21 protein-coding genes are annotated in these 23,190 nt (G+C 57.4%); 6 read left to right on the plus strand and 15 right to left on the minus strand.

Annotation, left to right across the window (positions count from 1 at the left end; translation table 11 throughout):
- Positions 1-150: 150 nt before the first annotated feature.
- From AC1DEL_RS18995 to AC1DEL_RS19015, 5 genes are all read right to left on the minus strand, one after another.
- Positions 151-579 (minus strand): LacI family transcriptional regulator, encoded by a 429-nt coding sequence (locus tag AC1DEL_RS18995; protein WP_477126099.1) that lies wholly within the window; start codon positions 577-579, stop codon positions 151-153.
- A complete protein-coding gene (locus tag AC1DEL_RS19000) occupies positions 576-1,931 on the minus strand; it encodes a recombinase family protein (protein ID WP_477126100.1) in 1,356 nt (451 codons plus the stop codon). Before AC1DEL_RS19000 ends, AC1DEL_RS18995 begins: the two co-directional genes overlap by 4 nt.
- Positions 1,928-2,431, minus strand: a complete 504-nt coding sequence (locus AC1DEL_RS19005; protein ID WP_477159150.1) for a DUF2924 domain-containing protein — start codon at positions 2,429-2,431, stop codon at positions 1,928-1,930. The genes AC1DEL_RS19000 and AC1DEL_RS19005 overlap by 4 nt, the downstream gene beginning before the upstream one ends.
- Positions 2,432-2,793: 362 nt before the next feature.
- Complete coding sequence (locus AC1DEL_RS19010; RefSeq protein WP_477126102.1) at positions 2,794-4,008, minus strand: hypothetical protein; 1,215 nt, start codon at positions 4,006-4,008, stop codon at positions 2,794-2,796.
- Positions 4,009-4,025: 17 nt separating this feature from the next.
- A complete protein-coding gene (locus AC1DEL_RS19015; protein ID WP_477126103.1) occupies positions 4,026-4,526 on the minus strand; it encodes a hypothetical protein in 501 nt (166 codons plus the stop codon).
- Between AC1DEL_RS19015 and AC1DEL_RS19020 the strand changes: the two genes are divergently transcribed.
- The 6 genes from AC1DEL_RS19020 to AC1DEL_RS19045 all read left to right on the plus strand — a co-directional run bounded on the left by AC1DEL_RS19020 (position 4,505) and on the right by AC1DEL_RS19045 (position 7,264).
- Positions 4,505-5,218, plus strand: coding sequence for a hypothetical protein (locus tag AC1DEL_RS19020; protein ID WP_477126104.1), 714 nt, complete (start codon positions 4,505-4,507; stop codon positions 5,216-5,218). The two genes, AC1DEL_RS19015 and AC1DEL_RS19020, sit on opposite strands and share 22 nt — an antisense overlap.
- A gap of 15 nt (positions 5,219-5,233) precedes the next feature.
- Positions 5,234-5,587 carry a DUF2793 domain-containing protein gene (locus AC1DEL_RS19025; protein WP_477126105.1) on the plus strand — a complete coding sequence of 118 codons (354 nt, stop codon included), beginning with the start codon at positions 5,234-5,236 and terminating at the stop codon, positions 5,585-5,587.
- A 66-nt stretch (positions 5,588-5,653) separates the two neighbouring features.
- Complete coding sequence (locus AC1DEL_RS19030) at positions 5,654-5,956, plus strand: DUF6127 family protein (RefSeq protein ID WP_477126106.1); 303 nt, start codon at positions 5,654-5,656, stop codon at positions 5,954-5,956.
- Positions 5,953-6,429 carry a hypothetical protein gene (locus AC1DEL_RS19035; protein ID WP_477126107.1) on the plus strand — a complete coding sequence of 159 codons (477 nt, stop codon included), beginning with the start codon at positions 5,953-5,955 and terminating at the stop codon, positions 6,427-6,429. The genes AC1DEL_RS19030 and AC1DEL_RS19035 overlap by 4 nt, the downstream gene beginning before the upstream one ends.
- Positions 6,426-6,893 (plus strand): lysozyme, encoded by a 468-nt coding sequence (locus AC1DEL_RS19040; protein WP_477126108.1) that lies wholly within the window; start codon positions 6,426-6,428, stop codon positions 6,891-6,893. The genes AC1DEL_RS19035 and AC1DEL_RS19040 overlap by 4 nt, the downstream gene beginning before the upstream one ends.
- A gap of 80 nt (positions 6,894-6,973) precedes the next feature.
- Positions 6,974-7,264: a hypothetical protein gene (locus tag AC1DEL_RS19045; RefSeq protein WP_477126109.1), complete on the plus strand. Its 291-nt coding sequence runs from the start codon at positions 6,974-6,976 to the stop codon at positions 7,262-7,264.
- A 3-nt stretch (positions 7,265-7,267) separates the two neighbouring features.
- On the opposite strand, the gene AC1DEL_RS19050 is transcribed toward AC1DEL_RS19045, so the two are convergent.
- The 10 genes from AC1DEL_RS19050 to AC1DEL_RS19095 are packed head-to-tail and all read right to left on the minus strand — an operon-like array spanning position 7,268 to position 23,171.
- The gene (locus AC1DEL_RS19050; protein ID WP_477126110.1) at positions 7,268-8,215 is read right to left on the minus strand and encodes a COG2958 family protein; all 948 of its coding nucleotides are present in this window, start codon (positions 8,213-8,215) and stop codon (positions 7,268-7,270) included.
- Positions 8,216-8,264: 49 nt separating this feature from the next.
- Complete coding sequence (locus tag AC1DEL_RS19055) at positions 8,265-9,737, minus strand: protein kinase domain-containing protein (RefSeq protein WP_477126111.1); 1,473 nt, start codon at positions 9,735-9,737, stop codon at positions 8,265-8,267.
- Positions 9,734-10,312 carry a hypothetical protein gene (locus AC1DEL_RS19060; RefSeq protein WP_477126112.1) on the minus strand — a complete coding sequence of 193 codons (579 nt, stop codon included), beginning with the start codon at positions 10,310-10,312 and terminating at the stop codon, positions 9,734-9,736. Before AC1DEL_RS19060 ends, AC1DEL_RS19055 begins: the two co-directional genes overlap by 4 nt.
- The gene (locus AC1DEL_RS19065; protein WP_477126113.1) at positions 10,305-11,990 is read right to left on the minus strand and encodes an ATP-binding protein; all 1,686 of its coding nucleotides are present in this window, start codon (positions 11,988-11,990) and stop codon (positions 10,305-10,307) included. Before AC1DEL_RS19065 ends, AC1DEL_RS19060 begins: the two co-directional genes overlap by 8 nt.
- Complete coding sequence (locus AC1DEL_RS19070) at positions 11,987-13,129, minus strand: hypothetical protein (protein WP_477126114.1); 1,143 nt, start codon at positions 13,127-13,129, stop codon at positions 11,987-11,989. Before AC1DEL_RS19070 ends, AC1DEL_RS19065 begins: the two co-directional genes overlap by 4 nt.
- A 3-nt stretch (positions 13,130-13,132) precedes the next feature.
- A complete protein-coding gene (locus AC1DEL_RS19075; RefSeq protein ID WP_477126115.1) occupies positions 13,133-13,957 on the minus strand; it encodes a hypothetical protein in 825 nt (274 codons plus the stop codon).
- Positions 13,954-18,240: a hypothetical protein gene (locus tag AC1DEL_RS19080; protein ID WP_477126116.1), complete on the minus strand. Its 4,287-nt coding sequence runs from the start codon at positions 18,238-18,240 to the stop codon at positions 13,954-13,956. The genes AC1DEL_RS19075 and AC1DEL_RS19080 overlap by 4 nt, the downstream gene beginning before the upstream one ends.
- Complete coding sequence (locus AC1DEL_RS19085) at positions 18,233-19,525, minus strand: hypothetical protein (protein WP_477126117.1); 1,293 nt, start codon at positions 19,523-19,525, stop codon at positions 18,233-18,235. Before AC1DEL_RS19085 ends, AC1DEL_RS19080 begins: the two co-directional genes overlap by 8 nt.
- Entirely contained in the window at positions 19,525-21,045 is a 1,521-nt protein-coding gene (locus AC1DEL_RS19090; protein WP_477126118.1) for a restriction endonuclease subunit S domain-containing protein, read from the minus strand. The genes AC1DEL_RS19085 and AC1DEL_RS19090 overlap by 1 nt, the downstream gene beginning before the upstream one ends.
- Complete coding sequence (locus tag AC1DEL_RS19095; RefSeq protein ID WP_477126119.1) at positions 21,045-23,171, minus strand: HsdM family class I SAM-dependent methyltransferase; 2,127 nt, start codon at positions 23,169-23,171, stop codon at positions 21,045-21,047. Before AC1DEL_RS19095 ends, AC1DEL_RS19090 begins: the two co-directional genes overlap by 1 nt.
- Between the last annotated feature and the right edge of the window lie 19 nt (positions 23,172-23,190).

Raw genomic sequence — 23,190 nt, forward strand, 5'->3', positions numbered from 1 at the left:
GCCGATTTCGGGTCAGGCGCACACGTTTAAGTCCCCGACGACGAGGCTTTAAAGAGAGGTTTTCAATGACAGTGAGGCAACGCCTTTTTTTACTCGTGTGCAAGTAAGGTGGGCACCTTGCGCGATTTTATACTGATGCCCCCACTCGGTCTACAAGAGCTTGGCCCGCTGCTCATCCCACAGAGCCGGCGGATCGACCGCCAGATCGAACAGCGTGATGTGGTTTGGCAGTGCGTCGTCCAGGATGGCGGCCACGATATCGGGCGCCAGCGTGGTCAGGTTGACCATCCGGCTCACGTAGCTGTTGTCGATGCCCTCCCGCACGGCGATCTCTTTCAGCGACTTTGCTTCTCCCGATTCCAGCATGGCCAACCAGCGGTGGCCCCTGGCCAGCGCAAGCTGCAGTGGCGTCGGTGCCACGTCCCACGGTCTGGCCGGGCTGGTTTCACCGTTTGGCAGGGTGACCAGCTTGCGGCCACTGCGGCGTTTGATCTGAATCGGTACCGACAGGGTCAGCCTGCCGTCGCTCGTCTGCAGGATGTCCGGCTCGCCGGTCTTCTGGATGCGGATGTCGCTCATGCCAGCGCCTCCTCTTGTTGGTCGGCAGGCTCTGGACGCAGTTCCAGAACCAGGCGCTCAATGCCGTTGGCGCGCAGCCGCACTTCGAGGTCGTTGGGCGACACGATGACCTTCTCGACCAGCAACTTGACGATCCGGGTCTGCTCGGCCGGGAACAGTTGATCCCAAATTGCATCAAGCCTTGTCATAGCCACGGTGATCTTGGCTTCGTCCAGGGTCGGGTCGAGTTTGATTGCCTGCGGCAGCATCTCACCCAGGAGATTCGGGGCGCGCAGGATCACGCGCAGTTGGTCGAGCACCGCCGACTCGAGTTCTGCGGCGGGCAGTCTTGGCAGACCCGATGCGCCCGCGTGTTCCTTGGCGTCGCGCTGTGGCACGTAGTATCGGTACCGGCGCCCATTCTTCTTCGTGGTGTGCCACGGCGACAGGGCACGGCCATCGTTGCCGAACACGATGCCCTTAAGCAGATACGCCACGGTCGCCCGCGTCGCGTTGCCGCGCACCCGGCCATTGGTGGCCAGGATGGCGTGGACGTTGTCCCACAGTTTGCGGTCGATGATTGGCGGATGCTCTGCCTGATACCACTGCTCTTTGTGGCGCAGCTCACCGAGATAGGTTCGGTTGTTGAGCAGCTTGTAGATCAGACTCTTGTCGATCGGTTTGCCGTCCCGGACCTTGCCGTCCTGAGTGGTCCATGCCTTGGATGTCACGCCGTCAAGCTTCAGTTCCTTGACCAGCGTGGTGCCTGATCCGAGTTCGACGAAGCGCTGGAAGATATGGCGGACGATCTTGGCCTCGCGTTCATTCGGAACCAGGCGCCGGTTCTCGACGTCGTAACCAAGGGGTGGCACACCACCCATCCACATGCCTTTGCGCTTACTTGCGGCGATCTTGTCGCGGATGCGCTCACCGGTGACCTCGCGTTCGAATTGGGCGAAGGACAGGAGGATGTTGAGCATCAACCGGCCCATCGAGGTCGTCGTGTTGAACTGCTGAGTGACCGAAACAAAGGACACCCCGTAGCGCTCGAACACCTCCACCATCTTGGAGAAGTCGGCGAGGCTGCGGGTCAGGCGATCGATCTTGTATATAACGACCACATCGATCTTGCCGGCCTCGATATCGGCCATCAGGCGTTTCAAGGCCGGGCGTTCCATGTTGCCACCGGAGAATGCGGCGTCGTCGTAGTCGTCGGCGACCGGGATCCAGCCCTCGGCACGCTGGCTGGCGATGTAGGCGTGGCCGGCGTCGCGCTGGGCATCGATGGAGTTGTACTCCTGGTCCAGTCCCTCGTCAGTGGATTTTCGGGTGTAGACGGCGCAACGCATGCGTCGTTTGAGAACTTCACTCATGTCCGGGCTCCCTTCTTGACGGCGGCCTTCGGCTTGCCCGGCGCTTTGAGCCCAAAGAACAGTGGCCCCGACCACCGGGTTCCGGTGATCTCGCGGGCGATCACGGATAGGCTGGGGTACATCCGGCCCTCAAATTCGTACTGGCCGTCGGCGGTGGCGACCACCCGGTATACGACGCGTTGGTATTCGCGGGTCAGCACCGTGCCTGGCGCGGGACGGTAGTCGCGGTCCCGTTTCTTCATCTTGCCGGTATCCACCAGGGACGCGATGCGGCGCTTGTTCCGCTCCAGCAGGTTGGCGTCAACCTTGCGGAATTCCACCTCCTGCAGCCGGTAGGCGATGCGGCGTTCAAGGAACTGCCGGTTGTGGTTTGGCGTGTCGCCGCCGATTAGCTTTTTCCAGAGTGCCTTGATCTCGGCCATCGGCAGTTCGGGCAACTTGGCAATTTGCGCGGCCACCGATGGCGGCRTTGAAAGCGTATGTGTGGACGGGCACATCATGACTCCGTAGTTATCTTGTTGACGGGGTCTGAATGAACGCGCTGGTGGCCGGAGAAGCCAAGCTCAAACTTGTTCTCCGAGGCCCTATTTGCGGATTGCCGAGAGCCTGCGCTACGCAGGCGGGCCAGGCCATTGGCCAGCAACGACGCGAGCTCGCGGCGACGCTGTTCCGGAGTCATCCGGTCGGGTGGTATTTGGTTGATTGCATGCATCGGTATCGGTCCTGTCTATCAAACTCGCTTGAATAGCGAAATTCTCCGGATGAACCGTCTCCGACGCCATGAGGGAGTTTCGGGTGCCTGCGTACTGATGCGGGCTGCTACAAAAGTGCGGTATCGGCGGATGCCAAAACCCCGACCAATTCAGCCCATCAAGTGATGAGCCAGGACGGTCTTCATGAACTGCTGACCAGGCGGTACGGACGTCAGCAATTCCCGTACTTGTGCCTGGACCTGCTGTGCATCAGCCCCGGCATTCGATGCTGCAAGCATCACGGCCGAGTAAGCATCAAGCACATCAAGACCGGTGATATCGTAGCCGTGCCCGCGTGAAATCCAGCGCAGTGATGCAAGTCCGGCAGCGACGGCGAAGTCTGGCTGACTCACGGCGAAGTCTCGCGCCGCGCGCGCCAGCGTGCGTGGGTCGGCTGGACTGTTGGTTGCCAACTCGATGGCAACGTTGAACAGGCCGGCGTCCTTTGCGGCAGCGAACCACTTACCTTCGGCGCCGGGCGTGCTGGCAACAAGGTCGCGCAGGATCTGCTCCGGCGGCATGTTCGGGTATTTTTTCGCGATGGCGCGGAAGGTCGCGAGGTTGGTCGTTCCCTGGTTGGCTTCGATCGCATAACGCCGGTACGCATCCTCTGCCATGCCCGATGACAGCAGGATAGCTTCGCAAGCCTCGGCGATCTGCCAGCCGGGGTCGTTCAAACCGCGAGAGTGCTCGGCATATCGTACTGCCTCCGCTTTCTTGCCCATCGCGACCAGCGCTTTGACGCCCCACTGGCGGTCATGCCACCACTTGAAACGCGCCCGTTCCAGCAAGGCGAGAAGTTGCTCATGGCAGCCAGCGGCGTAGAGCGAAGCAAGACATGCGCTTGTTCCTTTGAAGAAGCCCTGGCCAGAGGCCTGGGGACTCCAGACGTGCTCGACAAGAGGCAAGAACTCCTCGACCCACTTGAGCGCGACTTCCGGGGTGACGCACAACTCACCCCAGTATTCGCCAAGCGATTCGATGTAGGGCATCTCATCGTCCTGCAAGGCTTGCCACAGGCGTTCCAGCCAACGCTGTCGGATGCTCGGCTCGACGTCAGCTTTCGCGATGATAGGCACGAGGATGTCGATGGCCCGGTTCACGGCCGTGCCCAGGGCACCCGACGAGCTATCGACCTGGTTCAGCGCTGGCGAGAGCTTCTCCAGGAGGGTCACGGCGCCCTCGGCTGCGACCACAGGCTCCTTGTGCGCAACCTGCTTGATTTCCGCGAGGGCTTCCTTGATGCGCTGAATCGGCGTGTCGGACCGCCAGCCGAAAGCGTGGCGGCGGAATCGGGCGCTGAATTGCCATTTGTGTGCGCTCATGATCGATGTCTCATGCGTTACCGCACTGGATATTGGCCGTTGCGGATGAATCGATCAAAGGTATCCTCTTCAGCTTCTTCTTCATCATGCTGAGGCCGTTGCCATTCAGCGTCCGGCATCAACAGCAGCGTCAGGGTGTAGTCGTACTGGCCGGCGACCCGGGTCATTTCGGTCAGCGGCATGGACGCCGGTTCACGCGGGAACCAGGTCTGCGCCCGCGTCGATTGCAACTGGGCACCAGCATCCAAGAGGTTGTTGCTGTGCGCCAGCGCATCTTGTGGCAATTCGATGGTCTGTTTGCGGGTGGCGAAGTAGGCACCCGACTCGAAGGCCGCTTGATTTGACTTCGCCCACAAGAGGTGGTCGTCGCGGCTGGCCACCAACACCGCGCGCTTGGGTGCGATCTCGGTCCAGCGTAAGGCAGCGGCCGTCAGCGAAACCCCATAGCGATCGGCGCAGTGACCGAGCAGATCAAAGCTGACGGGTTCTGTATGGGGTGGATCTCGACCTTGCCACATTGGACACGTTCGCACTGCTCGATGGCGAGTTGGTTGCCGTGCAGGCCATCGACATCGCCGCCGGTACAGTGACCGTGGATCGCGGGGTGCTGGACACCGTGCCGATGAAACATTCTGCCGGGGCTCGGCTTTATTTCGTCGAGGGCGGGCAGTTCTCCAATACGACGCAATACCTCAACGGCGAGACGGTGCAGACCAAGGTGCTGCCCGCCACCGGGATGGGTGTTCTGCCGGAGGCGTCAGCCACCGCCACCAGCTACACCTTCGCCCGGCGGCAGATCCGTCCTTATCCACCGGGAAAATTCCGGGTCAATAGCCTCGACTACAGCGTTGCCTACATCACCGGGGTGGTGACGGTCAGTTGGGCGCACCGCAGCCGCGTGCTGCAAACCGTCTATCTGGTAACCCAGGGCGAATCGAACATCGGCCCTGAGCCCGGGACGACCTATACCGTGCGGATTTACGGCGAGGCGGGAACACTCAAGCACACGGAATCCGGGCTTACCGGCTCCAGCTGGACCTATCCGATGGCGACCGAAATCGCCGAGAGCGGCTTGAATCGACCGAACGAGAAATTGACCGTCAAGGTCGAGGCTGTGCGCGACGGTTACACCAGCTGGCAGGCCCAGCAAATCGACATCCCCGAGTGCCGGGGCTACGGCATGTTCTACGGGGCAAGTTATGGGGAATGAGACAAGGAGAATGACATGGCAGTAATGCAAGGCCCGAACCTGGGCGTGAACTACGGCTGGGCCGCCCGCGAGTCGGGGTGGAACACCGGAATGGATGCCAACCTGAAGCTGCTGGACGCCGTGCTGCAGTTGTCGGTGAAGTCGCGGGCGCAAGCCACGCCGCCGACCACGCCAACGAACGGCGACCGCTACATCGTGGCACCCAGCCCCACCGGGGCCTGGGTTGGGAAAACCGGCCAAATCGCCGTACGCATCGAGGCGGGGTGGTCGTTCTACGTCCCGAAGGTCGGCTGGACCTGCTTCATCGAGGACGATGGCGTGCTCTCAGCCTACAAGGCCACCGGCTGGAGCGCTGGCATCGTCATCTGATTTTTCTCGCTCGTACCCACAAGAAACCCGCCCCCGAGGCGGGTTTCGCATTTCTGGAGACCAACCATGACTGAACCTGACAGCAAACCAGCGCTCGTCGAGAACATGCTCCTGCTGCGCAAGGACGACTTCGACGAACTRCTCGACCGCGCCGCTGAACGAGGTGCCGAGCGCGTACTCACACACCTCGGCCTGGAAAACGGCCATGCAGCACGCGATATCCGTGAACTACGTGACCTGCTCGAGGCCTGGCGCGATGCCCGCCGTACTGCGTGGCAGACCACCGTCAAGGTCATCACCACCGGCATCCTGGCCGCGCTGCTGGTCGGTGCTGCCATCAAGTTGAAACTGATGGGAGGTCCGCAATGATCGAGACCCTGCTTGGTGGCCTCCTCGGTGGGGCCTTCCGTCTCGCGCCTGAATTACTGAAGTGGCTCGACCGCAAGGGCGAACGCGGCCACGAACTGGCGATGCAGGACAAGGCGCTGGAATTCGAGAAACTGCGTGGCGCGCAGCGAATGTCGGAAATCGGCGCGGGAGCCGATGCCGCGTGGAACGTCGGAGCCATCGAAACCCTGCGCGAAGCCGTTCGCACTCAGGGCGAGAAAACTGGGGTGCGTTGGGCCGACGCCTTGTCGATCAGCGTTCGCCCCGTCATCACCTACTGGTTCATGGCCCTGTACTGCGCTGCCAAGACCGCCGCATTCGCGGCTGCTGTCACTGCTGGCGCGGGCTGGGGCACGGCCATCCTGCACGCATGGACGGAAGCAGATCAGGCACTGTGGGCCGGAGTGCTGAACTTCTGGTTCCTCGGGCGCGTGTTTGACCGGGTGCGGCCGTGATCGAGGTACCAAAAGCGGCCATCGAGCTGGCCAAGCGCTTCGAGGGGTTCGAGCGCCGGGTGAAGCGCGGTATCGAGATCACCGCCGTCCCCTACATCTGCCCCGCAGGCTTCTGGACAATTGGCTATGGCCATCTCTGTGATCCGAAGCACCCACCGATCAGCGAGGCCGAAGCCGAGATCTATCTGGCGCGCGATCTACAGAAGGCACTGGCGGCGACCGTGCGCTACTGCCCGGTTTTGGCCACCGAGCCGGAGGGTCGGCTCGCGGCCATTGTCGACTTCACGTTCAACCTCGGCGCGGGGCGGCTGCAGACATCAACGCTGCGTCGGCGCGTCAATCAGCGGGACTGGACTGCCGCCGCGAGTGAACTGCGCCGATGGGTTTATGGCGGCGGGAAAGTGCTGCCGGGACTTGTCATTCGCCGGGAGGCTGAGGCCGCTTGGCTGCTTCGCAACGCCTGATTGCAAAGGCACGCGGAAGAGCTTGGCTTTCCGGCCGAACAGCGCGTTCATGTCATCCACGCCACCACGGAGTAATAACCATGAGTAACCGATTCAAGCGCGCCATCATTGACGACGTGACCTCGCGCAACATCAACACAAACTTGCAAGCCTACTTGCTCGACCTGTTCGAGTCGGCCATGAAGTCGATATCGACGACGCTGGTGCGCGAGGCCAAGTTCGACACCACCGACTTCGCCAACGCCAAGGCACTCGGTTGCGAGGGCTTCACACTATTGATGACTCGCACCCGCCACGATTCACTGGGTGCTTGGTTGGGCTCATTTCAGCGTGGCGATGAACGCCTCGACATCATCGGCCATCTCGAATAGGCCTCAGTCTTCTGTCTTGGGCACGTCCCAATCTGCCAGCCGTGCTTCGCCGGTTTGATAGAACTGCTTCACCAGCTTTACGTATTCCAGAAAATCCCTGTTTTCGGTGGCCAGTCGATTGGCCATATCCCAATCGATCTCATCCCTTTCACGGGCCGGAATCAAGACCTGACTTTCTGCGGGATTGTCTGCATCTAGTTTGATCAAACCGATGCCATGTGCCGCAAACAACATGCGTAGTTCTTTGAGCGTGTCCTGCCCCTCGATCTCCGCCGCGACCAAATAGCCGAAGTTCGCCCACGACGAGTTCGAGACGGCCTGAAAAAAGCATTCGCGCACGTTCGACCGGTTTATCAGCAACTTGGCTTCGAACGACCACAGCTTGGTGCGCTTGTCGGAATACTGATTTACGCAGTCCCGCACCTCCTGATGCCAATCCGCGCCCAAGTCCTCCATCCCGACCACGTCCGGATACAGCCAGCGGTTGCCGTTCGGCCCGCGCTTGTTCGATGAGCGTTTCTCGTCAATGCGCTTTGAGTAAACCCCAAATTCTTCCCACAGATACAGCGAGAGCAGCGGGTACAGCGCGTGCTCGCCAAGCTTGGCATCGCCACTGTCCGCCATAGGAGCGGCAACCACGCCCTCAGCCGCAGCAACTTCGGCCACGTCAGATTTCTCCGAGTAGTAGTACTTGCGTGGCCGCCCCTCGGTGGTCTTCAACTCCGGGTAGCGTTTCTGCAAACGCGGGCGCTGCGAGCTGATTTCCGCGACCAGCTGTTGCACCAAATCACTATCAGTTTTGATGTAGTCACCGCGACTATTGGATTTCTTCTCCTGGCACTCCACAGGATAAGTATCAAAAATCCACTCAGCGATTTGTCGAGCAGTCAGCTTTTCTTCAGGTCGGGATTTCAAACAATCCAGTACAGCCTTCGCCAGATTCAACGCCATTTTTTGCACCCTCCCGCCACGCACATAGCATCAATGCAGCACCATTCAATTACCATAGCCCTAGCCCCTGGTAACGTTGCCGCTTAGCGTCCAATTCCGCCGAGTTACTGACCACCCGCAAAGCATGTTTTAAATATCCAACAGCGGCAGAGTAGTCACGCATCTGCTCGCAAACTTGGATCAGCCGGATTAGAACTTGCGGTTTGCTTGGGCACTTCCTATTGATCGCCTCAAGTGCTGAGCGAGCATCTGGAAAATTGGCCTCCAAGCCAAACAGGGTTGCCCGCAAAAAATCAAGCTCTAACGATTCGCCATCCTGCTTTTCAGCATCTTGAATAAGATCTTTTGCGGGATTGGTTTTGCGTAACGTCAGGAATGCCTTAATGCCAAGCAGCCGAATTAACTGTTGGCCGTTCCCCTGCAAGTCGCTCTTGTATTCTCGGTGGAATACTTCTTCGAACTCGAACAGCCTGTTTGCCCGATAGAGCGCATTAAGCTGTTGCAGCAACGCAGCGGAATCATGGGTGCGGGCGAACTCGTCTTCCGCGACTCTTGCCGCCTTAAGGTAGTCTTTTGTCTCCAGAGCTTCGACAACTGACGTCGACCAATCAGCCGAAGCCTGCCCGCCAAATGACGTTATGGAATACTGAGGAGCATCTAATTGGTGCTGCCTTGCCAGCTCAAAAGCACTGCGAAGCGAAGCAATATCGTGATATCGAGCGGAAGGGACCCTTTCCATGCACCTAAGGATTAGGGCGTCAACCATGGGCACGATGTTGGCGTTGATTTCGCTGGGGCGCTTAAATGGCGCATGGCGACGCACTTGAGAAGGCGTGTCGTGAGGGAGCTGCCCCGTTAGCAGCTGGTATAAAAGAACGCCGAGGCTGTAGATGTCGCCTCTCAGCAAGTCCTCAAAAGTCCCTTTTCGAGAAACACTGTCGGAAAATTCTGGCGCAGCGTACAGAACGGTTCCGCCGTTTTCCCTGGTTCGGACATAAATTTCTTCGGGAAGAGCGGAGCTCCCAAAGTCGGTCAACTTCACCAAATCTCCCGCACCCACGAGAATATTGTGCGGCTTGATGTCGCCATGTGAAATGGGTGTTGGCAAGGTCGCCAAAAAGCCAACGGCGTCGAGCACCTGCGCATAGATGCTGAACAGCCGCTCAAACGTGTTGCCGAAATTTTGGTTTCTCTGCTCCAGTTTTTGGGCAAGGCTTTGGCTCGGGAAATACTCCATTTCGATGAAGAACCATTCGTTCTCCGGTGGAATTCTCCCCATATCGCAAATCCGAACGATATTGGGATGTGGATCTATTGTGAGTAGCTCTTTCCCTTCGGCAAGTAGGCGATCATCTTTTGTAAGATCTTTAGGAATCTTCACCGCGACGATGGTGCTGTCTGACAGTCTCTCCGCCCGCCATACCCAGCCATGACTGCCGTCGCCGAGGCATTCGAGCAAGAGATACCTATCCCCTAAGCGCTTATTGGTTCCCGGCAGAAAGTGTGCGGACTTAATATTCACATCAACCTCTCGCAGCGAATCTGTTTGAGAAGCAGAGTTCCGCTGCGCTCAATCTCAAAAATAAACCGGCTGAACAGAACAGCTGTATTTCGTATTGCCGGCACCTGCGCTCCAACCGACGATTTGAAGCCTTGTCGACATCTCTGTAGAAACACCTCTTTATTCGGCGCAGAGACAACTCCTTTGCTCCATGCCGAAAGAATCAGCACTGAAGGTGCATCCCCCCACCTCATGGAAGCCTCAAGTAAATTACAAAGCTTCTCGTCGAGCTTTTTTTGTCCCCGATCGGTTCCATCGAAGCGTTCGAACTCAATCAAGACATCAGGCGTGCGCTGCGTTCGACTAAACCAGGTTGAGTCGGCGCGAATGTCTGCACCATGCGTCATCGGCACCGGACACTCTGTCACCGCCATAAAGCCAAGCTCAGATCCAAGCTCATTCCAGGCACTACAACCCAAGCTGTGGATTAATACATCCTCGTCGCGAACACCCCAGCTAGACAGCATGGGGTAGCTGAGATCGACAAACTCCAGTGAGGACATTTCGGCGCAAATGCGCCCAGGGAGATCAGTCACCAAAGCTCCCCCAAACTCGCAGCACCTCGGGCGATTCTCCACCGTGTATCAGTGCCTTGCCTCCAACTTTGACCAAAAGCGGGGCAGGAATAGATCGCCCACATACCAAAGCCTCACCCGTTGACAAGTTCGGCAACTCGTCCAAGTCCGCCTTGCTTACCATGTCAGATGCTTTTGCGATAAAGCGCTGGTCGTCCGGGTTCTTCAAACGCATGGTGATCAAGGTGTTGCACTGTGATGTCACGTCCGCGTCCAGCTTTGATGGACGCTGGCTAACGATGGCAAATCCCACGCCGAACTTGCGACCTTCGCCAGCAATCTTCTTGATGATTCGGTGACTGACCGCATTTCCGCCTGCAGGCGCAAAATTATGTCCTTCCTCATAAACCAGGAAACAAGGGCGCAGTGGATCTGTCTTGCTGGAAGCTGCGCGCAAAATCTCACTGGAAAGTAGCGCGCAGATCACCTGTTTAGCCGTATCACTCAGCCCTTGCAGATCGATCACAACGAGACGCCCTTGTTTATTCGAAGGACGGCCGACCATCTTGTAAATGTCGGTCGGGGCAGACATAGCCGCAGAGTAGAAGCTTTGCGCCTCGTTGAGCACCCGCGACAACTTCATCGAAGTCACCGCAGCACTACGGCCATTCAATGCTTTGCCTTCTGCCTCAGAAAGGTCATCCCACTCGCGCAACTCTTCGATGCCATCTCCGAGAAGATGTCGAAGGCGATTGATATCCCGTGGTTCGGTCTTGTCTGCTGTCCGCCAGTAGCGCAACGCAACATCAAGCACACGCTGCTGTGGCTCGGTAAGCCCTGGCAGAATCTCTGCCACATCATCCATTTCAAAGTGATCGAACTGCAGCGCAAGCTGGGTGTTTTTGCCTGCGTACTTGTGTTTGAACGATTCATTTTGTGGCGTGTAAACATGGATGCCAGCTCCGGCTTGCTGCAATCGTTCCAAGGTTTCGCGGATCTTGGGCAGCGCCGTGCGATCGCGTCCGTCTTCGCTCTCTGACAGACCTCCCGAGAAATTCAATTGCCCCTTCGCCAGGGCTTTTCCATACTCACCATGCGGATCGAAAACAACAACGGTTCCATTGTTCAGCGCCACCAAGCGTTCAATGATGCGGCCGACGGTGTAGGACTTCCCAGATCCCGTCATCGCTAGAACAGCCATATGCTCAGTGACCAGTTTGTTTACGTCTAAAAAGACCGGCACCGTGTTATCGCCACGCTCATAGCCAACGAGATTCCCCAGGTGCAAACTGGTGTGTTCGTTGAACTCGTAGAAGTCGCTTAAAAATTGAAAATCCACCGTTTCAACGGCAGCGCCGGGGTCCAGTGGGCGGCGTGGAATTTTTATCTGGCGAGAGACCGGATCGCGGTAACCGACCAGTTCGACATTTGCGTAGAGATTCTCGCCGGTGACACTGGCGCCCGGGAGCAACTCGAGTTCAGTCACGCCATCACCAAATCCAGCGTTGAACAGCATATTGGTTCGGGTAATCCTGGTGACTCGCCCAAGCACAGGCACCACGCTTTCATCCGCGCGCTCCTGATGCATGATGCGGACAAACTCCCCTCGACGTACGGAAAAGGAATCCTGAACCACCATCGTCAGCTGTGCTGCGTCACCGGTGTTGCCAACCAGCTTTCCAAGTACCTTGTGTTTCATGATTCAAACCCTTCATCGAGACCGGACAACCACGTGCTTTCCACGTCGTTACTCCGCAGTGCTTCATTTAACCCCTGCTGATAGTAGGCAGAGAATTTTTCGAGAATATTGAGTTGCTGCCGACTTAGCAGTTGCGGCAGTGGCATTGCTTTCTTCTGGCTCTGCATGTCCAGAATCATCAGTCGGGATGCCACGGTATCCAGCAAGGCGGAGTTCCAATCGGACTCTTCGCCAGCCAACTGAGCCATTTTTATTTGACTTGCGCGCGCGCTGCGGAAGTGAAAACCAATAACACCTTGGCTTACTTCACTGGCGGGTTCCATTCGGGAGCGGTTCTCGGTCATCCGAAAAGCGATAGTTCGGGTGAAGTTACCCAATATGCCATTGATAAAACGAGTATCGCCAATGCCGCTCAGCCGCTCTTCCAATCCTTCGAGCATGGCGGCCGATTCCGGTGCAAAACCATCGTTGGTCAAAATATGCTTGCGGCCTTCTTCAGTGCGCAAATCTTGGCGAGCGATACTGACAATGGCAGAGAATCGCTCAGCCAGAATACTAGCGAGCACAGGACCTTCCGGATTCCATGGAAACAAGGCTTTCCGGTTGTTCTGCCAAAACTGTTCGATAACATCCCGAGTCTTTTCAAACTCGGCCCAGTGCCGCACATTCCGCTTCAATGGAATCATTTCGCGATCAATGAACAGCGGGGTATCGATCAGAATCAGGTTAGCAGAACCCTTCTGTTGCAGCAGCCGCTCCACCAAGGCATAGCAGTGCCGCATCTCCACCAAATCCAAGCGCTTTCTCTGCGCTTCGAAATCGATGTCGTCCAGCTCGGATACTGAATCAGACCCGGCAGTGCTGACCTTATTGTCCTGTATCGTCAAATCTGTCCGCACTGCAGCAGAGACGTAGATAAAGCCACCCAAAGCACGGTGAATACATGAGTGACTCGCAATACCGGAGACCGCGAGATTGACGACAGATGGTCGCTTGACGGCCTTAATTAAACCCGCATCCCGAAATAAGGGCGCCACTTGCTCAATATCCCGAATCTGTTTGAGTAAGCGGCCAGCACTGCCAGGCAATCTCAACTGACTATCAATAGCCAATGCTTGCGCAAGATTAGTTGTTTTCATTGGCTAGGCCTCTTTCCTCAAATTTTCGGCAAATGCCCAGTATTTAGACCCCATCAAGTGTGCCAACCCCCGTTCAGTCAATCCACGGTCATTGATCAATCCGGCATTTCTTAAGCGCCCTATGCTTTCTGGCAGATCGAAGTTGGCCAAATTCAATAGTGGCACTGCATATGTCTTCAATTTGCTTAGCAAGTCCTCGGTTGTTGCGACATTGAATCCGTAGCTGCACACCAATACGGTGACATCCTCCGGGCGTATCGCGTCTTCTTGGGGCTTTGTTTCTTCAGCGCTAACAGATGGCAGCCCACAATGCCGCTCGATCTTGGCTAGAAAATCATTCACCAGCGCCGCCTGATCCAACAAACTTATGGACCAAAGCGGTAGCGTCGTGGCAGCGATCAGGCCGCTATTGGAATGTGCCTTCCAGTATCGTGTATGGCAAGTCAGTTCCCCTGGCGGCATATCCTCTGTGCAAGCACCGTCCGTCCCACGCAGGCAGTACGACAGTTCGCCCTCAAGCATGCTCTTCAAAGATGCTTGTTTGGCGGCTACAGAAATTGACGGTGCCAATTCAATCACCCAGTCCAGAAAATGGAAAATACTCCCTTCCTTGTACGGGGGGAGCAGCAGTAATGAACAACCAGATTGGCGTACCCAAGCCGCACACTCCTCCTGCAGATCTGGCGATGCTTGCAACTGTTCGCCGGTCATCAAAACAAAACCGGTCTGCGGTAAACCATGCTCGGACGACTGGGAGATCCCCAACAAGCTGGTCAGGAAACGCCCTCTGCGGTGCGCCTGCAACTCCGGAGTGAGATAGAGCTTCACGCATCGCCCCCAAAATACAGCTTCATTTTCAGGATGCCCTTGGCCACCAAAGCCTCTTGAGCGGGTTGTGACAGTACTGGGCTTTTGCCCTCGGCTATCGCCTTCGCCAAATCTTGCCAGCTCGCGAAGTCAAGACCTGTCCCGCTTAACAACTGAGTCGCTTTGGCTTCCCACTGCGATTGCTGCACATCTATCGTCACATGCAGGTCATGCAAGGAAAGTGGAGATACGCTACTCAGGCTAATTGCCGCTGGTGCAGCTTCATTGCAAGCACTGAACAGTGGCATCAGCACTGGAAGGTAGCGCTCATTGGTCTGACTGACCAAGGTCTCGCGATGCGCCAGAATCGTGTTTTCAACTTTGCTGATGGCACCGCCAACACTGTGCAGCTGAGAGTGAATGGGATTGAGCAAACGATCAGGGATGTCGCGGATGGCGCTGAACTGCCCCTTGCGTGCTTGCTCCCGAAACTTCTCACGTTCACTCTTGGCCATGTCAGCCAAATCTTCAAACGCATCGCCAATCAACACCAATTTTTGTGCGAGTGCTGCAAGGTCTTGGGCGTTTTCTGGCGTTGCATAGTCCGCAGGCATGGGCTCCAAAACTCGTGCAGCCTCTGCACATCGCCCTTGCAACTCCGCGAGGTACCCGGTGATCTCAACAAATTTTTTCTTGCCCGCTCTATAGCTACTGGCAATGCAGCCAAGGTTCTCAGCCAGACCCAAAGCCGTTCCATTGTCGATATTGACGCCAGCTTCCTCGGCGAGCAGGCGCAATCGATCCGCCGCCTTGTCCAGTTGAAGTGAGCGCAAGTAATGCAGCAAGGTGTCCGAGCTCGCGGTACCCTCTGCCGCTGCGGTGCCACTGGCGTTGTGCTGCTGCAGGGCGCCATCAAGTATGTTGGTCACCGTCTGTAGCGACAGGGTGAACAAGCTGCGCGGGAACAAGTCCAGATTCTGCGCATCAGCCTCAATGTCAGTGATCAGATGATTGATGGCTTGTTTGATTTGGGATACGGACTTCTCCACGTAATCCGCAAACAGCCGGGCCTGTTCGATACGCTGATAGAGCGATTGGCTCTTGTCGTCGAGGCGCAGGGTGTTGATGTTGCCCAAGGTAATCTCAGGCACTTGCTCCGGTTTGACACCAGCGACCCGTTGCAGCACTTCAAAGCGTCCGGCAAGCAACGCGGGCATCTTGGCAGCAACGGCAGCCAAGGCATCGGGCCCCTGCAGAGCGAGCGCTTCTTCATTGACCTTCAGTGCGTCAAACGCTGAGCGGGCCGCTTTGATCAGCTCATGCGCTTCCACCGTCTCGGTGCCAGTGGGTGATTTGCCCAAGGGAGCAAAGAGGCCCGGAATGCGGTCATAGCCGAAAACGCGCTCCAACTTGGCGACCACAGCCCTGTAGCCGTCGGCTCCGTTACCGTTGAACCAGTTCTGCGCCTCGATAATGGCGTTATCTAGTTTGGCGCGTGGCAGGCTTTGCCATTTGGCTGTTGCAGCAGTGGCATCTTGTAGCTGCAACAGATGCAGCTCACCGCACCACCACATCCAGTCATCAAACACATTCTTGGCTGTCACACTGGCATGTTGCAAGTAACCCCAATACCAATCGCGCTTTGCCTTCTCCAGTGTCCACTCCTGCGTGCTGGCCGGGTTCGCTATACGCGCCAAGAAGTAGGGGAATTTTGCTTGCGCCTGCTGCGGGTTGGCTAAGTCGGCAAACAAGCCCGCATGCTCTTCCTTCGCAAAACCAAGGCTGAGCAGCTTGCTCGGCAAGGCCAGGCGTTGCATCAGCGATGCAATTTCTTCGGCATCAATACCGTGCCGGGTTTCCAGATCATTCAAGCCGGAAAGGGTAGGTTCCTTGAACACAAACAAGGTCCACGCCCGCAGCAGCAGATCGCGATCCTGCGCGTTGATCTTGCCGGTTGGTCTCAGCGGCCAGGCAATCATGCCGCGCTCATTCAAGCGAGCGCGCCATTGGTGGATCGCTTGATAGGCAAAATCGCGCAGGGCATTGAGCTTGTTCTTGAACTTGCTCGTCAGGCGAGCATCATCCAGCAACAGGCCCTTGCACTGTTCGGGCAACAGGCCGATGCGCTCCAACTGGTCCACTTCGCTGGGGTTCAGGTAATAGAGCAGCAGATCGTCTTTGAGCTTTTCACTCACATCGCCCCGGTTGTACTGCTCCATCAAGTGGGTAGATGCCGTGAATGCCATCACCGGGAAACGCCCTTCATCGGCATGGCGCGTTGCCGCCGATAGATGCAGGCGATCCAGCTCCTCACGGTTGTTCACCCAGGCAAACCACGCCAGATTGTCCGGGTGCAGCTTCAACCCCTCGCAATACAGCAAGCCACCACGCTGACCAGCCCCTTGCCCGCGCGAGCTGGTTTGAATGCACAGATTCTCTTTGTTGGAGAGACCGGGCTGTGCGTATTGCCAGTTCTTGTCCAACAAACGCATCAAGCCCATCAGGCGCGCCGTCCAGCGCAGGCCCGAGTTGTGGCTGCTGGCCTGCAAGAAGGCCTTCATCGCCGTTTCGTGCACATCCGCATCCGCCGGGTCGCGGAAGATCATAGAGTTGTGCTGCTGGTTGCGGTAGCGCAGGTCCAGTCGCAGCAACATCGCCACGCTGGGGCCAATGTGCGTAGCCTCTTCATCCGGCACAAACTGGTCGCTGCCGATCAGCTTCTGCCATAGAGCATCGGCGGCAAACTCCACAGCCGGGTGGTCGTACAGCAAACTCAATAGATGCTTGAACTCCCCGCGCGAAAGCGGCAACAGCAGCACATCTTTTTCAGCCTCATTGATGGCAAAGGTGCGCAGGTTTTGCAGCAAGGCGGAGAGGCTTAGCGCCTGCTCGACAGCGGGGTACAGCCATTCGTCCTTCTCGCGCTTGAATTTGGCCTCTTCCAGGGCCTGGCGGCATTGGAGGGCATCAAATGGCATCTTGCGATACAGGCTGGCTACCGGTTCGCCATCTTCATTGGCCAGCTGCAACAGCTCTTTGCAACGCGCGGGTGCGGCATCCAGTGCTACAGGTAGTTGGCCGTACAGCAGCGACTGCGCGACGGCGCGCAGATCGTGGTCGCCGGTTTTGATGCCAAGGATGGCGTGCTTATCCAGCACATGCTCAGCCACGCGGCCCGAGCTTTCGGTGACGGCATCGAACAGCTCGCCCATATTGCTCAGTTGCTTGCCCGCTGCCGCGTACTGGGCCAGCACCGCATCCACATTGGCCATGATCACGTTGAACCAGCCAAAGTTGGCACCGCTCATGGCGTAGGCGGCTTCCACCAAGCCCGTGGGGTAATCGTGCGCCAACTTGCGCTCAGCCTTGAGCTGGGCCACGTAGTCCGACACGTCGGCAAACGCGTTGTGCTCCAGCTCCACGAGTTCAAAACGGCGCGCGACCGACTGAATCTCGCGCAACTGCTGGCCCAGCAAGGGCGAGCACAAGGCCACATAACGCAGCCAGGGTAGCTTGCGACGCGGGTCTTCCTCCTTGATGGCTTTGCCGATCAGGCGGATCGCCTGGCCGTCGAGGCGCTTGGCATCGTCCTGCTCCAAACCAAAGGTCGCCGCTTCGGCCACGGTTTCCAGCTCGTCCAACACCACCAGCACATAGCCGATGCCAAACTTTTGCAGGTAGGCGTAGGCGGCCTGCACCAGGCGCACCACCAGCCCCTCTTCTTCGTAGAGCGCCTCTTCGCTATGGGCTTGATCCAACTCCAGGCATTGCGCCAGTTGCTTGGCATCGAAACCGGCCGGGTTCAAACGGTGCAGCGCCTGCTCGGCAATCTTGCTCTGAATCGAACCATCAAACTTGCCTGTCGCCAGCGGCAACAGCGCCTTGTACAGCCCAAAGCCAAACCAGTTGTCCGAGTTCTGGTAGTCGGAGGCCACTTGCGAATAGCGGATGTACAGCGCCAGGTATTTTTGCTGGGTCGCGTCGTCAAACAGTTTTTTGTCTTCCAGCGGCTGGCCGTCTTCGCGCACAAACCAGCCCTTGGAGCAGTCATTGATCTGGGCGATCAGCTCATGGCCCAAGCGCGACTTACCGCGCCCCCATTCCGCCTCAACCGCAAACACATGGGCGAAGTTGTCCGCATCCTGATCCACGGTATGAATGAAGGTGCGGTAGCGCTTGAAGAAACGGCTCTGGCCCACCAGCGGGTCACGCGGTGGGTAGTCGGAAACACCGGTAGCCGCCCAGCTGTGGCGACGGGTCAAACCGGCAATATCGGCGGCAGTGAGTTGATCGTTTTTATTCATGTGTGGTTTCCCCCTGAACCTCGTATTCGGCCTGTGGCTCACGGACAGAACGGTGTTGATAGACGTGTTTGTGTTCTTGATACAGCGCCTCCGCAGAGAGGCGTGCAGCCTGCCACAGCAACTTGCCCGTGCGGTTGAACACGCGGCTCGCGGGTAGGCTGTAACACTGATCAGAGAACTGCGGATGAATCTGGTATTGGCCCAGTTGGCTACTGGCCCCGTCCTGATAGCGCCAGACCGAGTGCTTGAGCAACAAGCCCACCAGCGGCGACAGTTGCGCATTCAATTCTGTTGCCGTGGGCTGATGCGGAAAGCAGGCGACGCCAAGGCTCGCCAGAGTCTTGAGCAGAACATCGACCAGACTGCCGCAGCGCACCTCGTCGCCCTCAGCGCCAATCACCGTGACGGCAATCTCAGCGGGAGCAAAAGCGTTTTGACCTGCGGGCAGTTCCAGCAGCAAACCGCCCCGGTTTTCCGCCCGCCAGGCATCCTGCGCATAGCTGAGCATGGTCAGCAGCAGTGCCCAAGGATGGGCCAACACCCAAGACATGGTGCTTTGGCCTTCGGGTATGGTGGGCGTAAGGCAGCCCTGCAAAAGCACGTGCGCGGCAATGGCCGGCTTTTGATCGTTAGACGAAAGCTCCGCAACAAAGGGCAAGGCCAACAGCCGCCCCTTGACCCAGTTCTGCTGCGCCTGGATGCCACTGGCGTCCACCTTTGGCAAGGCTGGCAGCACATCCTCAAATTGCGCCAGCTGGGCAGCGACCGCCAGAATGCGAACCAGCGCAGGCGTTGCCGCCGCCTGCTCGAAGCTCACCCCCAACAATTCGCGTTCAAACGCGGCATAGGGGCTGGCATGGAGTGCGCTGCTTCCCAAGGCCCCCTCCACCCAAGCAGCGGCTTTACCCAACCCGGACACTAGTTCGACCAGCGGTGCTGCGTCCATCATCTGCCCCGCCTCTTTGCAGCGTGCAGCGGCAATGGCCAGCCACGCCGCGCGTACCTCCATCTGCTGCGCCAACAGCGCGCAAAGCAGCTCGGCATCGCTGGCCAAGGCGGGGCGCACGGACAATAAACGCTGGCTGATGACCCATCCCGCGCTGTTGCCCGCACGATTGTTTGCGCCCTTGCCATCCTCTTGGCCGCCAGAGCCTTCCGCCTCTACCGGATGGGCCAGGCTGCGCAACAGCGACAAGCCGTCGCGCTCATAGTCCACAGCGGCCACAAAGCCAGCGGCCAGCAAGGCTCGCAAACGCGGGATCGTCGCGGACAAGGGGCTGGCCATCAATCCACCTCGACTTGAGTGAGCAAGCGGTAAAGCTCGTCCAGATCGCCAAACAGCGCTGACCCTTGGCCATCGATGCCATCGGTTTTCAGGTGGATCAGGATGCGGCGATCGAGCTGGTCGTTACCGGCTTGCAAGGCTTGCTCGGCAGCAATCAGTTCGGCTTCAGTGATTTGGCCTTCGATGAGGGCTTCAACGAGGAGCTTGGCGGTTGTCGTCAACGCTTTAGAGGCACGGATTGCGCTCTCTTGTTCAGTGAGCAAGGTCAGAATTTGTTCCTTTGCATCCAGAACAAACTGAGGAATCGGCAATGCGAGAAGCTCATCCTGCCCAATCTGGGGCTGAACAGCGCCATAGCTGATCTTGTGTTGCAGGACTTTACCGGCGGTCGAGCACAAGTACGCAGCGACAGCCGCTGCATCCGCTTCATCGGCGAATTCCAGACGGATCAAATGACTGCTAATCACCGCGCCTTTGTCTCGCGCATCCACTTTGACTGCAGTGCCGATTGAACCTGTACGAACTACGAGAGCACAGCGCTCATGAATAACGGCCTTGTCGGGGACTTCGGTCGCCTTGGAGATTTTTGGCGCAGACGACAAATCCAAGCGGCCAGACGAAACCTCTGTCACGGTGATGTAGTCACGCCCTGTATCGAAAAAGACGCGCTCCTCAAAACCGTTCGCTATGCCTTTGACCAGACTGGCTAACGGCTTACCAAGCGCTTTTGCTTGCCGAAACACGGCGACCGCGCGATTGCCGTAATACTTTGGATCAAGCCGGTGGCTGAGATCGTCCAACTGGGGACGGTTGTACTGCTTTTCAGTCGTCGCGCAAGCGGACTTCATGGCCTCATTCGAGGCCAGAGACTCTATAGTCTCTCCCCTCGCTTTCGACCAAGCCCGCAGCCGCTCAGCTTGGCGGACTTTGTCGCCGATGTATTTTTGCGCGACTGAATTTGGCAAAGCAACAAGTAATTCTTTAAACGGATTGGGCATCACATGCCCTTGTATTCCACCACTTACAAGACGAAGAGACTGTTCATAGCCATAGTGGCAGTTAAAAAAGACCGCAATGTAATGAGCATCGTTCGTACTTTGCTTAGGGAGTCGCACCCGGGCAATAGTGTTGCTGAAGCTAACCGGCAATTCCTCATCTGGAATCACACAAGCATAGCCAATGGTTCCACTCATCGTGTAAAGCAGATCGCCGGGTCTTGCAATTACCGACTCCCTAAGCCCAGACAAAGTGAGATCGTTTGTTTTAAGGATTCCCTCTGCTTTGAAGTGATTTTGGCGAACATCAGAAGTTCTAACCAAACCTAGTCCATCATTAGAGTAAACAACATCAACCGGAGTGGCTCCGCAGTTACACAAATCTGAGAGTTCAATTACTTTATTTCTTGATATCCCGCACTGAGCTAGGATTTTTTCATTTTCCAGAAATCGTGGGGCATAGTAGTTCGCGTCCAAGCGCGCCTCTGTTAAATCCTTGATGCCAACTCTAGAGTAATTATTCATCACTCACCCCGCTTATAAGCGCCAACAATCTTGTCGAGGTCATTCGGCACGCCGGCCGAGTAGTCCTCGATATTGTTCTTCACCACATACCCCAGCGTTTCTGCCACCGCCATGAATACATCGCCTTGAGGCTCGGGCAGGAACTGTTGGGGGTGTTCTTTGCTGGCGTGGCGTTTTTGCAGATACAGCACCGAGGTCTTGGCGCCCGTACCGGAGAGTTTGAAGGTGTCTGCCGGTAGTGACAGCACCGCCTTGACGATGGCCTTGCCGCCAACAAACTGACCGGTTTTTTCGTCCTTGGTACCCATGATGTACTCACGCACATAGCGGTCGCCGGAGTTACACAGCACGCCATCGGGCAACACAATCAGCAGGCGACCACCGGGGCGCAGTAGTTGCAAGCAACGATCAATGAACAGCACGGCAGGGTCGATGGTGGCCCCAACCGGCTTCCAGTTGCCTTTGCCATCGGGCTTGCTGCCCAGAGCCAAACCGCTGGTGGTGGGAAACAGGTTGTACACCGCCTTTTTGCCGGTGGAGACATTGCGCAAATCGGTGCGATAGCCCGGCCACTTAGGCGCGCCGTCTTCATCCAGGTAGAGATCGCCTGTGTCTTCCCACTTCATCTTGAGGTGGTCGTAATAGGCCACGTACTCATCGACCACTTTTTCCGTGGGGCGGAAGCCGCCCAACACTTGCTCCATCTGGGCTTCGTAGCGCTCTTTGGATTCCTTGCCCTTTTTGTCGCTGGTGAACTTGGGCGTACCGAAAGGCGGGTTGGTGCAGATCAGGTCAAAGCTGTTGGGTTTGAACGCCTTGGTGGTGAGCGAGTTGTCGGTGTAGAAAATCTTGGCCTTGGGGGCACCTTGCAGGGCCATGTTGACGCGGGCCAGCATCACCATACGTGGGGCCGCATCGGCGCCGGTAAAGGCTGTGTCCCGGAGCGTTTGTTTGAGGGCTTTTTTTTGCGCATCACTCATGCCGCCCAAGTGATCGACCACGCTTTCGATGTGGCTGAGCGCGACCGAGCCAAAGCCGAACGAACCGCAGGTGGGGTCGCAAAAGCGGAAAGCACCAGCCGTGAGGCGTTCCATGATGGCGTTGTCTTGCTGGATATCGTGCATGGCGATTTCCAACATGGCCTGCTTGACCGGGTTGGGCGTGAGGTACACACCCAAGCCGCCTTTGGATTCAAAGTTGGCACGCAGGAACACATCGAACACCCGGCCCAGCAGATCGCCCGCCACATCGGCCAGGGTGCCCACTTCTTTACCAGCGATCATGCGGCCCTGGTTGTCGGTCACCGGCCCAAGGTCTTGCATGGCTTCCAGCAAGGTGCGGTAGTTTTCCGGCTGCGTCAGGCGCAGGTGGGAGTCGCTGGGGAAGATGGCGTTGCGGGTACCGTCATCGCTGACCACCACGTAGTCTTCGTGCGCTTTGAAGGCTTCAAAGGCTGCCTTGATTTGCTCGACTGCCTTGGCACCGTGCTTGGCCACGTAGTGATGGTCAAACACCTCGCGAAAGCGCTGGGTCTTGCCTTCGTGGTCGGTAAAGCTGAGTTCATCGCCGTGATGGACGCGGAAGGTTTCAAGGAATAGTAGCTTGGCGACTTCTTCGATGATGTCGTTCTTGTCGTTGACGCGATCCTTGACGGTCTGGAAGACCTGCTCATGGAAGGCGTCAAAGCGGTGCATCAGGCGGGTGTAGATGCGCATCGACCAGCGGAAGGTGGGGTCTTTTTCGAGCTTTTCGTAGTTGCGGATCAGCTCGATGGAAGGCACTTCATCCACCGAGTGGGTGCCATCACTGCCATCGACGCCAAACAGGCTGTAGCAGCGCGTGTTTTTGTCATCTTGCAGATGGGCGAACACCGGCCAGTCACCACTGACGCTGGCAAGCAGTTCGTAAACCAGTTGATCCAGCTTGTCTTCGCGGGAAGTGTCCCAGTGCCCCGGTTCCAGCGCCATCAACAACACTGAGGGTGTCTGGTTGCCTTGATCCTCCCCCCAGATCAGCCCGGCTTTCACAAAATCGTGATCGCTATTGAGCGGGGTGTGCTCGGTGTAGTCGCGGTATTTGCTGCGAATTGCTTGGTAGCGTTGATCCAGTGTTTGCTCAGTTGCCATGGGTTATTGGTTCCAGTTT

The sequence above is a fragment of the Cupriavidus sp. 10L43_2 genome (assembly GCF_056395265.1).